9 protein-coding genes and 2 tRNA genes are annotated in these 14,094 nt (G+C 59.7%); 5 read left to right on the forward strand and 6 right to left on the reverse strand.

What is annotated here, in order from left to right; genetic code table 11:
* Positions 1–56: 56 nt before the first annotated feature.
* The 5 genes from BLW21_RS03820 to gap all read right to left on the reverse strand — a co-directional run bounded on the left by BLW21_RS03820 (position 57) and on the right by gap (position 5,653).
* Entirely contained in the window at positions 57–2,195 is a 2,139-nt protein-coding gene (locus BLW21_RS03820) for a glycoside hydrolase family 97 protein (RefSeq protein ID WP_245711798.1), read from the reverse strand.
* A 204-nt stretch (positions 2,196–2,399) separates the two neighbouring features.
* Positions 2,400–2,816: a DUF1622 domain-containing protein gene (locus BLW21_RS03825; RefSeq protein WP_092738098.1), complete on the reverse strand. Its 417-nt coding sequence runs from the start codon at positions 2,814–2,816 to the stop codon at positions 2,400–2,402.
* A gap of 133 nt (positions 2,817–2,949) precedes the next feature.
* Entirely contained in the window at positions 2,950–3,285 is a 336-nt protein-coding gene (locus BLW21_RS03830; protein WP_092738100.1) for a translation initiation factor, read from the reverse strand.
* Between the two features lie 262 nt (positions 3,286–3,547).
* Positions 3,548–4,417 (reverse strand): diacylglycerol/lipid kinase family protein, encoded by an 870-nt coding sequence (locus tag BLW21_RS03835; protein ID WP_092738102.1) that lies wholly within the window; start codon positions 4,415–4,417, stop codon positions 3,548–3,550.
* A 228-nt stretch (positions 4,418–4,645) separates the two neighbouring features.
* Positions 4,646–5,653, reverse strand: coding sequence for a type I glyceraldehyde-3-phosphate dehydrogenase (gap, locus tag BLW21_RS03840; protein ID WP_092738104.1), 1,008 nt, complete (start codon positions 5,651–5,653; stop codon positions 4,646–4,648).
* A gap of 288 nt (positions 5,654–5,941) precedes the next feature.
* Here gap and BLW21_RS03845 point away from each other — a divergent pair.
* The 3 genes from BLW21_RS03845 to BLW21_RS03855 all read left to right on the forward strand — a co-directional run bounded on the left by BLW21_RS03845 (position 5,942) and on the right by BLW21_RS03855 (position 8,895).
* A tRNA-Glu gene (locus BLW21_RS03845) sits at positions 5,942–6,013 on the forward strand.
* Positions 6,014–6,489: 476 nt separating this feature from the next.
* Positions 6,490–6,561: transfer RNA gene (locus tag BLW21_RS03850), tRNA-Glu, on the forward strand.
* Between the two features lie 156 nt (positions 6,562–6,717).
* On the forward strand, positions 6,718–8,895 hold the full coding sequence (locus tag BLW21_RS03855; protein ID WP_092738106.1) for a hypothetical protein: 2,178 nt from the start codon (positions 6,718–6,720) through the stop codon (positions 8,893–8,895).
* A 253-nt stretch (positions 8,896–9,148) separates the two neighbouring features.
* On the opposite strand, the gene BLW21_RS03860 is transcribed toward BLW21_RS03855, so the two are convergent.
* On the reverse strand, positions 9,149–10,240 hold the full coding sequence (locus BLW21_RS03860) for a bestrophin family protein (RefSeq protein ID WP_245711799.1): 1,092 nt from the start codon (positions 10,238–10,240) through the stop codon (positions 9,149–9,151).
* 140 nt (positions 10,241–10,380) lie between these two features.
* Between BLW21_RS03860 and BLW21_RS03865 the strand changes: the two genes are divergently transcribed.
* Positions 10,381–12,156: an ABC transporter ATP-binding protein gene (locus tag BLW21_RS03865; protein WP_092738110.1), complete on the forward strand. Its 1,776-nt coding sequence runs from the start codon at positions 10,381–10,383 to the stop codon at positions 12,154–12,156.
* A gap of 163 nt (positions 12,157–12,319) precedes the next feature.
* Positions 12,320–13,981 (forward strand): MFS transporter, encoded by a 1,662-nt coding sequence (locus BLW21_RS03870; RefSeq protein ID WP_139255072.1) that lies wholly within the window; start codon positions 12,320–12,322, stop codon positions 13,979–13,981.
* The last annotated feature ends 113 nt before the right edge of the window (positions 13,982–14,094 follow it).

The following is a 14,094-nucleotide window of genomic DNA, read 5'->3' on the forward strand; positions in this document are numbered from 1 at the left end:
GTATAGGTCCTTCGCGCTGCTCAGGATGACAGCCGGTTCTGCTTTGACTTTAACGCTTACTTCTCCACCACGCTGATGGCGTAGCCGCCGCCGGGGGCGCAGTACTGCTTGAGCTTGCTCTTGCTGGTAACGGTGATTTTGCGGATGGCGTAGGCCTGCGGGTTGGTCTCGTAGTGGGCGCCCTTGCCGTCGGCGTAAATGGTGGCCTCGTACTTTTTGCCCGGTTTCAGGAAGCTGAAGTCAACGGTGCTGGTGCGGCCCTGCTCGTCGCAGGTGCTGCCCACGAACCAGCTGCTGCCGCCCTTCTGCAGCCGCGCGATGGTGATGTAGTCGCCGGGTTCGGCTTCGAGGATGCGGGTGTCGTCCCAGTCCACGGGTACGTCTTCGATGAACTGGAAGGCATCGAGGAACTTGTTGTAGGTTTCGGGCAGGTCGGCGGCCATTTGCAGCGGGCTGTACATGGTGACGTACAGGGCCAGCTGCCGGGCCAGGGTGCTGTGCACGAAGGAGTTGTTCTTGGGATTGTAGGCACTCACCTTGGTCTGGAAGATGCCCGGCGTGTAGTCCATGGGGCCGCCAATGAGGCGGGTGAAGGGCAGGATGGTGGTGTGGTCGGCGTTGTTGCCGCCAAACGCCTCATACTCGGTGCCCCGGGCCGCCTCGTTGCCAATAAGGTTGGGGTAGGTGCGCGACAGGCCGGTGGGGCGCACGGCCTCGTGGCCATTGACCATGATGCGGTATTTGGCCGCCTTTTCCAGCACGTAGTTGTAATGGTTGATCAGCCACTGGCTGTAGTGGTACTCGCCCAGCGGCAGCACGTCGCCCACGTAGCCGGTTTTCACGGCATCGTAGCCGTACTTATTCATGAACTGGAAGGCAGAGTCCAGGTGCCGCTCGTAATTGCGGGCCGCGCCACTGGTTTCGTGGTGCATAATCAGTTTAACGCCTTTGCTCTTGGCGTAGCTGCTGAGCTCGGCCACGTCGAAGTCGGGGTACGGCGTCACAAAGTCGAACACGTACTCCTTGTGCTTACCGAACCAGTCTTCCCACCCGATATTCCAGCCCTCTACCAGTACACCGCCAATTTTATGCTTGGCGGCGAAGTCGATGTACTCCTTCACGTGGGCCGTATTGGCGGCGTGGGTGCCGTTGGGCTTCACCTTGGAATAGTCGATGGAATCGAGCTTGATGTTCTCCATGTCGGTGTACGACCACGAGCTTTTGCCCGTAATCATCTCCCACCACACGCCCACGTATTTGATGGGTTTAATCCAGCTGGTATCCTTTATTTTGGAGGGCTCGTTGAGGTTGAGCACGAGCTTGGATTCGAGGATGCCAGCGGCCCGGTCGCTGACAATAATCGTGCGCCAGGGCGAGGTGTTGGGCGTCTGCAGGTTGCCCTTGTTGCCCTGCGCATCGGGCGTAAGGTGGGCGTTGAGCGTAAACGTCTTATCGTCGAGGTCGAGCGACAGGGTAGAGTAATCGACCAGCGCGGCCTCGTGGATGTTGATGTAGAGCCCGTCCTGGCTTTTCAGCATCAGCGGCGTCTGCAGGCCGGTGGGCGAGAAGGTATGCTGCGAGGCGTTGGGCGTTACGGCCGCCTTCATCAGCCCGCGCACTTCCGAGAGCTTGGAGGTGACGGTGCTGTACTCCTGGGTGTCGTAGTCGCCGGGCAGCCAGAAGGCCTTGTGGTCGCCGGCCAGGGCAAACTGGGTTTTCTCCTCCTTCACCACGAAGTAGCCCAGCTCGGGCTGGCGCGGAAACTCGTAGCGGAAGCCCAAGCCATCATCAAACAGCCGGAACCGTACCAGCATCGTGCGCTTGGTGGCGGGCTGCGTGAGCGTGAGGGCTAGTTCGTTGTAGTGGTTGCGGATGGTTTTCACCTCGCCCCACACCGGGTTCCAGCTCTCGTCAATGGATTTGCGGACGGCATCGGTCTGCACGAAGCCGTTGGTGAGGCTGGGCGTGCCCTTCAGCTCCAGGCCCAGCTGGCCGGGCTTGAGCACCGTACGGCCCTTGTAGGTGAGGCTGTACGTGGGCGTACCGTCGGGGGCCAGGTTTACGCTGAGCGTAAGCTGCTTATCGGGCGACTGGAGCCGCTCTTCGGCGCGAGCCAGGGTAGTAGTCCAGACGAGCGTGAGCAGTAGCAGCAAGCTGCGGCCGGGCCGCCACGAAGGGGGGAAAGAAAGCATCATGGGAGGAGGAAGTTGCAGGAAGTAGCAAAGTAGCCCTTTGCCGTCGCAAGTTCGGCCACCGTCGACGCCCGAACTACCAGTGCGTTGCCCGTTCTTCGCGCCCCATTGACCAATAATTTTGAGCTTCGCGCTTAGTGGATAGTGCTTGGATTGCTGATTGTACGCATCCTAAGCACTATGCACTAAGCGCGAAGCACTAGAAATCTACTCCTGTTGGCGGGCCTGACGCTGCACGTGGTGCTCGGCGGCGGCGCGGTGCTCATCCTTCATTTCGCGCGAGAGGAAGAAGTTGAGGGCGGTCCGGATGACGGCAATGGCCCCGAGTTTGCCAATCTGCTCCCAACTCGGCGCGATGGTAGTGGAAAGAATATCGGCCCCGAGCTGGAATTCGAGGGCCAGCGCCAGGTAGCGGGCCAGCGTGAGGCGGATGGCCGTAAAATCGGCCGTGCGGCGCGCCAGCAGAGCTTTGACGAAATAATAGCCCGCTAGTAAAATCCCCAACACAATAATGCCCGCCCCAATGGCCTCGGCGCCCAGCTTCAGCCAGAGCACCGCGTGCACTACCGTTTCTTCAACCTGGGTGTAAGCATTGGAAACATGCGGCAGCATAGTGTCGGGCATCGGGCGCGGGGCTTGATGAGGGAAGTAGGGTGTACGGCTGCGCCGGAGCAGCGGCCAGCCAGTAGGCACTGGAAAGAAGTTGGCAGTTAATCACGCGCGGCCCCATGCCGAAGCGCACCTGAGCCCGACTCCCTCAGCCGCCGGCCTTCTTCGCCTTGTAGCCCTTTTCGAGCAGCAACGCCAGCACTTTATCGCGGAAATCACCCTGAATGATGACTTCGCCGTCCTTGGCGTTGCCGCCGACGCCGCAGCGGGTTTTGAGCAGTTTGCCCAGCGCCTGCAAGTCAGCCTCCTGGCCCACAAAGCCGGTTATCAGCGTCACCTGCTTGCCCCCGCGCGACTTCTTATCGAGCTGCACGCGCAGGTTTTGCTGCTGGGGCGGCAGCGTAGCGGCCGTTTGTTCGGTGGGTTCGTCGTAGCTGAATTCGGGATTCGTGGAGTACACCACACCCTGTCGGTTGATTTTCATGGTTAGGGATTAGGGATTAGGGATTAGGGATTAGGGATTAGGGATTAGGGATTAGGGATTAGGGATTAGGGATTAGGGAAAATACGAACGTCATGCTGAGCGCAGCGTAGCGGAGTCGAAGCATCTCTACTGCAATGGTAACCCTGACTATTACGACGAAGCGGTAGAGATGCTTCAACTGCGGCTGCGCCTTCGCTCAGCATGACCCGTTCTTTCTGCGCCGCTCGATAATTCACTCACTCACCGAGTCACTCTCTCACCCCTACACCGCCACTTCCAGCGCCAGCGGCTCCAGCAGCACCTCAAAGTCGGTGGCGTCGGCCACGTAGTCACCATCGACGTGGAAGCCCAGCGGGGCGGCGGCCTGCACCCGGATGTGGCGGCTGCGGTGGAACTGGGCGCCGCCCGAGGTGGGCAACGTGCCCAGCGCCAGCCCTACGCCCACCTGCACGGCCCGCCAGATGGGCAGCGCGTCAATCAGACAGAGGTCGAGCAGGCCGTCCTGGATATTGGCGCGGGGCGCGATGTAGGCGTTGTTGCCGTATTGCGAGGCGTTAGCAAAAGCCAGCACGTAGCAGTGGGTGTCGCGCACAGCCTCGTTTTCCAGCGTCAGCTGCACGGCGGTGGGGCGGTAGTTGCGGTATTCGCACAGGGCCACTTTCACGTAGGTAGCCAGCCCGCGGGTGCCGGCCTGGGCAAACATGCGGCTCACGTGGGCATCAAACCCCAGCCCGGCGGTGCAGAAAAACCAATACCCATTGATGCGGCCCGCGTCGATGCGCTGAAAAGTGGGGCTGCAAACCCGACGCACGGCGGCGGGCAAATCGAGCGGTACGTGCAGGTGGCGGGCCAGGCCGTTGCCCGAGCCCCGGGGCACGATGCCCAGCGCCGTGCCGGTGCCTAGCAGGCCCCGGGCCACCTCGTTCACGGTCCCATCGCCACCCACGGCTACCACCACCCGGCAGCCGGCCGCGGCGGCCTTGCGGGCCAGCTCCTCGGCGTGGCCGGCATACTGCGTGGGCATAATATCAAACTCGGCCCCGGCCGCCGTGGCGTGCTCCGTGAGCAGCGCCGCCACATTCTGGCTCCGGTCAGTGCCGGACATGGGGTTTAAAATAAAGCAGACACGCATTTTTTTGAGCTGTTAGCTGAGAGCTGTTAGCTGTTAGCTTTCCAGTAGAAGGCCGGAAGCTGACAACAAAAGAACGTCATTCAGAACGAAGCGAAGAATCTCGCGTGAAATCGTTGGGAATTACCCTGACGATTAACACGCGAGATTCTTCGCTTCGCTCTGAATGACGTTCTACGAACGGTTCACGTAGCATGTTGAGCTAACAGCTCTCAGCTAACAGCTTGTAAACTAGCCGTTCATTTTGTCGCCCAGCATCTTGATGAGGTCGGCGGTGCGGGCGCTGTAGCCGGCTTCGTTGTCGTACCAGCCTACCACTTTCACCAACGTACCATTGGCCGAAGTCAGCTCCGAATCGAAGATGCAGCTATGGGGGTTGCCAATGATGTCGGCGCTAACCAACGGGTCGGTGCTGAACTCCAGAATGCCCTTCATGTCACCATCAGCCGCCTTTTTCATGGCCGCGTTGATTTCCTCGGCCGTGGCCTCGCGCTTCAGCAGCACGGTCAGGTCAGTGGTCGAGCCGTCTGGAACTGGCACGCGCATGGCAATACCGTCGAGCTTACCCTTCAGCTCGGGCAGCACCAGACCAACGGCCTTGGCAGCACCCGTGCTGGTTGGGATGATGCTCAGGGCGGCGGCGCGGGCGCGGCGCAGGTCCGAGTGCGGCGAATCCTGCAGGCTCTGGTCGGAGGTGTAGGCGTGCACCGTGGTGATGAAGCCCTTCTCGATGCCGAACGTGTCGTTGAGCACCTTGGCCATCGGGGCCAGGCAGTTGGTAGTGCAGCTGGCGTTCGAAATAATGGTTTCGTCGCCCGTCAGAATGTCCTCGTTCACGCCGAGCACTACCGTAGGGATATTGCCTTTGGCGGGGGCCGAAATCACGACTTTCTTGGCACCAGCGGTGATGTGCTGACCTGCGCCGGCCTCATCCACGAAACGGCCCGTGCTTTCAAGCACCACATCAACGCCCATGTCGCCCCAGGGCAACAGCTTGGGGTCGCGCTCCGACAGAGCCACGATGTGCTGCCCGTTCACGGTCAGGCTGTTGTCGTCGAACTCAACCGTACCCGGGAAACGGCCGTGTACGGAGTCGTACTTGAGCAGGTGGGCCAGGGTTTTATTGTCGGTCAGGTCGTTGATTGCCACGACTTCCACGTTGTCGCGCGAGAGCAGCGCCTTGAACGTGAGGCGGCCGATGCGCCCGAAGCCGTTGATGGCAACTTTAATTTTAGCCATAGTAGTAGGGGGAGTGGGAAGTTTATCGGCCGCGAAGGCCGGGGTGAAAACACGCAACGAAGGTAATGGGCCGGGGGCGGATACCCAAATCGGGAGCCGATTGTGGACCTTCCGGGTCACTACGGGCGCTGTTTTCGGGGACGTTCGCCCGCGGAACGCGTTTTTTTCCGACTGAAAATCAGCCCATTTCTCGCCGGAAGCCCCTTTTTTCCCATCCAACCCTTGCGCCTCGCAGACAGCTTCCTATCTTTGCAGCACCAAAACGGAAAAACGCTTCCGTTTCTAGCCGGTCCGTTCGTCTAGGGGTTAGGACAGTAGATTTTCATTCTACCAACAGGGGTTCGATTCCCCTACGGACTACAAAAAAGCCACCTCTAAAGGGTGGCTTTTTTCATTGATATTCAATTAGTTGCGCTATTTTTAGCAGTCGAATGCTTGCTGGTTTTGTTTGACAAGTTCGATAAACGACTATTGAACGGATTAGCATAATACTATTCAGGGATAAGCTCAGTACAAACGGGCGAGAGGTACAAGTTAGGCGGTGTTATAACTGCTTGTATTTAAAACAGCAGTAGCAGTCTACAGATACAATATGCCGCCGGATTCAGGCATATGCACCTGGGAGAAATCGGCCGGCACGGTGCTGCCGTAGTCCAACTCGCCCTCAGACCCAGGAACCAACTGGGCTCTTGCATGCAGTAATTGCCAAAACAATCCGGCTGATTCTGTTTTACTTACCCGAATTTTCCGCTTTTTTTCAACCGAAAGCTTGCCTGAAATAAACCGGCCCGTATCTTTGCACCACCAAAACGGAAAAACGCTTCCGTTTTCCAACCGGTCCGTTCGTCTAGGGGTTAGGACAGTAGATTTTCATTCTACCAACAGGGGTTCGATTCCCCTACGGACTACAAAAGGCTTTTCGCACTGCGGAAAGCCTTTTTGCTTTTCCGACTGCTCCGCTCAAATTTCCGGTAAAAAGCGGCGGCCCCGTGCAACGGCCCGGCGTAGGCCCCTACCTTTGCACGGGCTGCCGGTGGGTCGGGAGCCGCTTTTCTTCTGTTGCCGTGTTTTATTTGTCCGGATTACGGGCGGGCCAACTGCTGCCCGCCCTACTGCTAGTGCTGGGCCTGGCCCTGAATGTCCGCGCCCAGCAGGCTCCGCTTCCGCCGCTGCTACGCGAACTGAGTTTGCGCCTCGATACCACTGCCTTCTACCTAAGCCGCAACATGGCGCTGGTACAGGACGAGCCCCACCTCTACTTTTCCTACCGCCCCGGCGACGATGCGGCCGAACTGCGGATTACCCCCGCCGACCCCACCGCCGGCCCGCTACACCTGCAGCGCTCGGCCGATTTCACGCTGCTCGATTCGCTGACGGCCATGGACGGCGGCCAGTATTATCAGGCCAAGCTGCGCTTCCGCAACCTGGCCGATGCCCGCTTTCTGAGTCTGACGTTCCAGCAGCCGGCCGTGGCGAGCGGGTTTGCGCCCCGCACCCAAACCGTGCGGCTGCTGCCCGTCACGCGCACCACGCTGGAGTTGCGGCCGGCCGATACGGAACTGTTTGTGGGCGAAGAAAAGGTGTTCGAACTGAGCAGCAACAACTCCAAAAACATCCGCCTGAGCCCCGAATGGACCCGCGGCCAGGATATTGACTACCGCCTCGACCGCGAAAAAGGCACCCTTCGCCTGCACGTACTGCCCAATGCCCTCGGCACCCGGGTGCTCACGCTCCAGCCCCAAACCGAGCAGCCCTTCCTCACCGACCGCAACCGCCGCGCTACCTTCGCCCTGCCCCCGCTGCGCCAGGAGTTCACCGTGAAAGCCTCGCGGCTACGCTTTCTCAGCGTTGATAAGAAGGAAGTTACGCTCGATGAGGAGTCGCGCCGCAAGGGCGTAGAGTTAATTTTGGATAACGGCCGCACCTTTAGCCTCAAGCGCACCTACCGCATTGAAGACCAGGAAGAAGCCGGCGGAACGCTGATTGCCGAGCTGTTTACGCGCCAGTACCTGACCAACGACCGGGTGCTGTGCTGGCTGCGCGTGTACAACACCCACCGCCAGGCCGAAAGCTACCTTTATATCAAGGAAAACGACCAGGCCAAGTACATCACCAACTTCAATATTTCGCCCCCCACAGCCATTACGGGCCTAAGCGTGCGCCACCGCGGCGGCGACTGGACCAGCACCAACACAGTGAACCCGGGCGAAACCGTGGACGTGCGCCTCGAAGGCGTAGCCCTGCTGCGGGGGCGTTTTCATTTTGAAGACGTGCGCGTGGTACCCTCCGATTCGAGCGTACGCTCGGATGCCGCCGTGGTGTACCGGGTGCAGGTGCCCGTGAATATCGACAAGAAGCGGATTGCCATTGACAACGCCGGCCAGAGCACCGGCTTCGCGCTGGCGGTGCGCGAGTTTCAGAAGCCCCACCCGCTCGATTTCGTGGGCGTTACCTTCGGCGAGGCGGTGCGGCCCATCACCCGCCTCAATGGCCCCATCCTCTACGACCGCACCATCCGCGACGTAGTGTTTAGCTTCAACACGGGGGCCATCGATTCGCCTGAGCAGCTTTATGGCAAGCAATACCTGACCTTCGAAATCAGAACCCAGAACGCTAAGGGCGACCTGATTGAGCTGCGCACCATCGACAACGTGGTGGTATGTCCTGACGGTAAATCGGTGCGTGCGCCCTTCTATCAGGATAAGCAGTGCCAAGTGGGCAACATCAGCCTGAACAACCTGCTGAGTGCCCGCAAAACCTACGATTTCGACGACTGGAGCAAGATTATTGTAACCGTGAAGCATACCCAGGCGCAGTACCAGGAACCTGGCTTTACGCAGCGGCTGGAACTGGTGCTACAGCGCCGCGTCAAGTTCGATATCGACATCAGCTTCCCGGCCGGCTTGCTCACCAAGCAACTCGGGGGCGGCGAAGTCAACAACTATACGGCCTTCAGCGGCATTAGCCTGGCTACCCTGGCGCAACTGAGCTTCTACAATCCCAATAAGATAAATAAGCTGCGCCCTTACAAAATAGGCGCGGGCTTCGTGGCCCTCAACGCCTTCAACCTGAGCCAGAACGCCAACGCCTCCCGCGACCTGGGCCTGGTGGTGCTGGGTTCGGTATACCCTACCCGCTCCGACGCCAAGCTCACCTTCCCGCTTTATCTGGGCGCTGGTTACCTGGTTAATAAGGGTAAAATGTTCTTCCTGTTCGGGCCGGGTATTGGGGTAAGGCTTTAAGCAATGAAGCTGTTTAGAAAGTCAAAAAGACCGTCATGCTGAGCCTGTCGAAGCATCTCTGTCGCTCCGTAGCAGTCATTCGACGAAGCGGTAGAGATGCTTCGACAGACTCAGCATGACAGTCTAATTAATGCGGCATAATACTGCTTTCGGGTTCAGCACAAGGCTGAGCATACTCTTGTAGCCAAGTGCCGGGTATATGCAACGCGTAGCATGCGTACCTGCGGCTGTTTTGCTAACGGAGGCGCCTTCCCTACAGCATGAAATAGTGCGAATCGGGGGCCTTTACCTGGCGCACGGCCTGATGGTCACCGATCATCTCTTTCAGGTTTCGCTCGATGGTTTGGGCAATGGCAGTTACCGGTGTGTCGGTTGGCTTATTTTCGAAGGGGTCCTGTAAGTGGATAGCCATTTTCTCAATCAGAAAAAAGGCTGTCGAAATGGCCAGCACGATAAATACTTCCAGAATACCAAATACGTCGAGAAGCGCAAAGGGCAACAGCATCACGAAAAAGAACAGGCAAAAATGAGTATACAAAGAGTACGTGACCGGAAACACTGTATTCTTGATTCGCTCGCACCGTCCCATGGAGTCGGTTAGCTTGGTTAGCGTATTGTCTAATTCTATTTGCTGGTAGCGGTTGATCCAGCCTTGTTGCAGGGCGTAGCGTAAATCCTGGGCGTGGAGCTGTAACAGAGCATTGGGAATATTTTCGTGCGTGGCGACGAACTCCAACTCCTGCTGCGATACATAGGCGCGGATTTTTTCCGGTTCCATCTGCTTGCGCAACGTCATGCCCAGCGCGTGGGGCCAGGCAATCTGCCGGTTGGTTAGTCGCGTCTGCCAGTTTTGCATTTCCTCGGAGTCGTAGGGCGTTTCCGCAAAGCAGAGAATCTGCCGCACCAGGGTCCGGGAATCATTGACAACGGCTCCCCAAACGATACGGGCCTCCCACCATCGGTCGTAGGCCTGGTTGGATTTGAAAGCCAGCAGCAGCGACAGAACCGTGCCCAGCACCATGGGTACACTCAGCGGAATGGCGATACTGATCAGGTGAATATATTTATCTTCAAGCGCAATAAGGCCGGCATAGACGAAGACAAAAAACAATTCAGTTCTTATTCCACCAAATATATAACGCAGGGGAATTTTGGTTTTCAACAACATGGGGTAAGCAGTGAAGGAAGTAGAAGTTGTTCGGGTGGTGCCCTGCGTACTTTGCATTTCGTATTGAGGCAACCCGCGCATCCGGCCGAAGTTGTTCGAGTGGCACCCTGAGCACCCGTCTGTTGGGGCCAAAGCGTAGCCACGGTATAGCAGCAGCGTGGTACCATCGGTACGCATACGGCAAATCCTCGGTTCTAAGCCATTGCTCAACGCTGCTTTGTGCTGCATACGCATTGCGGTGGGGGCGCCAGACCGCGTGCGTGCAGCAAAACCTTCTACCAGACTTGTAGCTTCTCCTTCAATTCTCCTTCTATTGCATGAACATCCTCTACTCCTACCTTCGGCACTACCGGGGGCTGCTGGCCTTGGCTCTTCTGCTGGCCGCCATCAACCAGGTATTTTCCCTGCTCGACCCCTACATCTTCCGCCAGATTATCGACCGGCACGTGGTAAAGGCCGGCACCAGCGCCCTCGAAAACGGGTTTTACGCCTTCCTCACGGGCGGGGCGGGCCTATTGATTCTGCAGGCTATGGGCGTGGCTATGGTGTCGCGCATCGCCAAAAACTTTCAGGACTACTACACCAACGTCATCACCCAGCGCCTGGGGGCCGAATTGTACTCCGACGGGTTGCGCCATTCGCTGGAGCTGCCCTACCAGGTGTTCGAAGACCAGCGCTCGGGCGAAACCCTGGGCAAGCTGCAAAAGGTGCGCACCGACGTGGAGAAGCTCATCCAAAGCTTCGTCAACATCCTGTTTATCTCGCTGGTAGGCATTGTGTTCGTGACCTGGTACGCCTTGAGCGTATACTGGCCCATTGCGGTGGTTTACTTCCTCACGATTCCGCTGCTGGGCTCGTTGAGCCTGTTTCTGAGCAAGCGCATCAAGGTGATTCAGAAGACCATTGTGGCCGAAACCACGGCCCTGGCGGGCTCTACTACCGAAAGCCTGCGCAACATTGAGCTGATTAAGAGCCTCGGGCTGGCCCAGCAGGAAACGCTACGCCTGAACGCTACGACCGAGAAAATCCTGAAGCTGGAACTGCGTAAGGTGCGCTACCTGCGGTCGTTGTCGTTTATTCAGGGAACGTTCGTGAACCTGATGCGGAATGTAATTCTGCTGATGCTGCTGTTTCTGGTGGTGCGGCAGACGATTTCGGTGGGCGAGTTCTTCTCGTTCTTCATCTACTCGTTCGCCATTTTCGGGCCGCTGCAGGAAATGGGCACCATCATCAACGTGTACCGCGAAACCGAGGCCTCGCTGGCCAATTACCAGCAGATTCTCGATACGCCCAAGGAAATCAAGCCCGAGCACCCCAAAGCCATCAAGCAGATTGAGACGCTGGAGTTCGACGATGTGCATTTTCAGCACCTCACGGCCAGCGCCCCGGCCCTGGCGGGCATCAGTTTCCGCACCAAGCTAGGCGAAACCATTGCCTTTGTAGGCCCCTCGGGTTCGGGCAAAACAACCCTGGTTAAGCTGCTGGTGGGCCTGTATCCGCCCGCCGCGGGCCAGATTCTCTACAACGACATCCCCGGCCCCGAGCTCGACCTCGACACGCTGCGCGAGCAAATCGGCTTTGTTACCCAGGACACCCAGTTGTTTGCCGGTACCATTGCCGAAAACCTGCGCTTCGTAGCTCCCAATGCTACCGACGAGCAGTGCCTGCAGGCACTGCACGAGGCGGCTGCCGACTCGCTGCTGGCCCGCGCCCCACTGGGCCTGGCCACCGTAATCGGCGAGGGCGGCGTGAAGGTATCGGGCGGCGAAAAGCAGCGCCTCAGCATTGCCCGGGCCCTGCTGCGCCGCCCCACCCTGCTGGTATTCGACGAAGCCACGTCGGCCCTCGACTCGCTTACCGAGGAGGAAATCAGCCAGACCGTGCGGGAGTTGTCGGGTTCGCGCCAGCACATCACCATCCTCATTGCTCATCGCCTGAGCACCATTATGCACGCCGACCGTATTTTTGTGCTCGAACGCGGCCACGTGGCCGAAGCCGGTCGCCACGCCGAGCTGCTCGAACAGCGCGGCCTCTACTACGCCATGTGGCGCCAGCAAATCGGCGAGCGGCCGTTGGCATTGGCGAACAAGTAGCGCAACCTGAACGGCGGTAGCGCGAAGCTTCCGCTTCGCGTATCGTTGCTAACTGCCAAACGACATCGTGCAGCGACAAGCGAAGCGGAAGCTTCGCGCTACTGCCGTTCAATCCCCTTTTGCTTAGCCTTAAATTTCAGCTCACTCTTTCACCCCGCCCCGCTTGGCTTCCTCGTCGCCGTTTACACCGCTGAAAATCCCGATTTTTCGGATGCTGTGGATTGCCTCGTTCGTGTCGAATGTGGGCACCTGGATGCAGAACGTGGGGGCCGTGGGGCTGATGACCGAGCTGACGCCTTCGCCCGTGCTGGTGGCGCTACTGCAAACGGCCTCGGCGCTGCCCGTGTTTCTGCTGAGTTTGCCCGCCGGCGCCCTGGCCGATTTAGTGGACCGGCGCAAGCTGCTCATCCTCACCCAGAGCTGGATGGCGCTGGTGGCGCTGCTGCTGGCGGCCATGGCTTTCGGCGGCCTTTCGTCGCCGTGGCTGCTGCTGGGCCTTACGTTTCTGCTGGGCCTGGGCGGGGCGCTCAACAACCCGGTGTGGCAGTCGGTTACGCCCGAAGTGGTGCCGCCTACCGAGCTCCCCCAGGCCATTGCCCTCAACAGCGTCAGCTTCAACCTGGCCCGGGCACTGGGGCCGGCACTGGGCGGGCTGGTTATCGGCTATTTTTCGGCCAGCGCGGCGTTTTTGCTCAACGGGCTCTCGTTTCTGGGCACCATTTACCTGGTGTACCGCTGGCGGCGCGAGCCCCAGCCCACCAGCACGCTGGCCACCGAGCGCATTGTAATGGCCATTCGGGGCGGCATTCGTTATGCCCGGTTTGCGCCCCCGGTCCAGCGGATTCTGCTGCGCGGGGCCACGTTTACGTTTGGGGGCAGCGCCCTGTTTGCCCTGATGCCGGCCGTGGTAGCCCAGCGCCTGCTGCGGCCCACGTCGTTCTACTCGCTGCTGCTTAGCTGCATGGGCGTGGGCGCGGTGCTGGCCGCCGTGCTGCTGCCGCGCCTCAACCGCCGCCTCAGCATAGACAACCGGGTGGCACTGGCTACCACGGCGTTTGCCGGCGGCCTGCTGGGGCTGGGCTACCTGAACTCGGCTTGGCTGCTGTACGCGCTGCTGGTGCTGGTGGGCATGGCCTGGATGCTGGTGCTCAACTCATTTAGTGTGGGCGTGCAGACGGTGGTGCCGCGTTGGGTGCAGGCGCGCACCATCAGCCTGTACCTGCTTACCATTCAGGGCGGTATGGCGCTGGGCAGCGTGGTGTGGGGCGCGGTGGCCGAGCGCGCGGGCCTGCCGCTGGCCTTGGCCGGGGCGGCCGGCTGGCTGCTGCTTAGCTTGCTGCTGGCCCGCCGCTACTCGCTGCAAACGCCCCCCGAGGCCCTCGATCATACCCCCACCCGCCAGCGGCCCGAGCCCGTGCTGGCCGGGGAGCCCACCCCCGCCGATGGCCCCGTCATCACCACCACCACCTACCGCATCGCCCCCGCCGACCGGCCAGCCTTCACCTATTATATGGAGCAACTGGGCCGCATCCGCCGCCGCGAGGGCGCCATTGGCTGGGGCCTGTACGCCGACCTGGCCGACCCCGACCGGCTGATGGAGTACTTCCTCTCGGAGTCGTGGGAAGAGTACCTGCGCCAGCACCAGCGCGGAGTGGGCCGCGAAGAAGCCGAGCTGAAAGTGACCCTGCGCCAGCTGCACCAGGGCCCCGACAGGCCGCACGTAGCCCACCTACTGGCCCAGCACTACCACCCGGTGGCCGGACACCCGCCTATGCCGCCCGGCAGTACCCGCCTGGTAGCCAGTACTGCCGGCGAGGCTACCTGAGTTGAAAACGGGTAGTATGAACGGGTGGGGTGCGGGGCTTCGCTTCGCTGTCCTACAGTTGGTCCCGCACCCTACCCGCTCTGCATACTTATCTTTTCAGCTTAAAGCGGAAT

It is taken from the genome of Hymenobacter psychrophilus (assembly GCF_900107135.1).
GTDB classification, from domain to species: domain Bacteria; phylum Bacteroidota; class Bacteroidia; order Cytophagales; family Hymenobacteraceae; genus Hymenobacter; species Hymenobacter psychrophilus.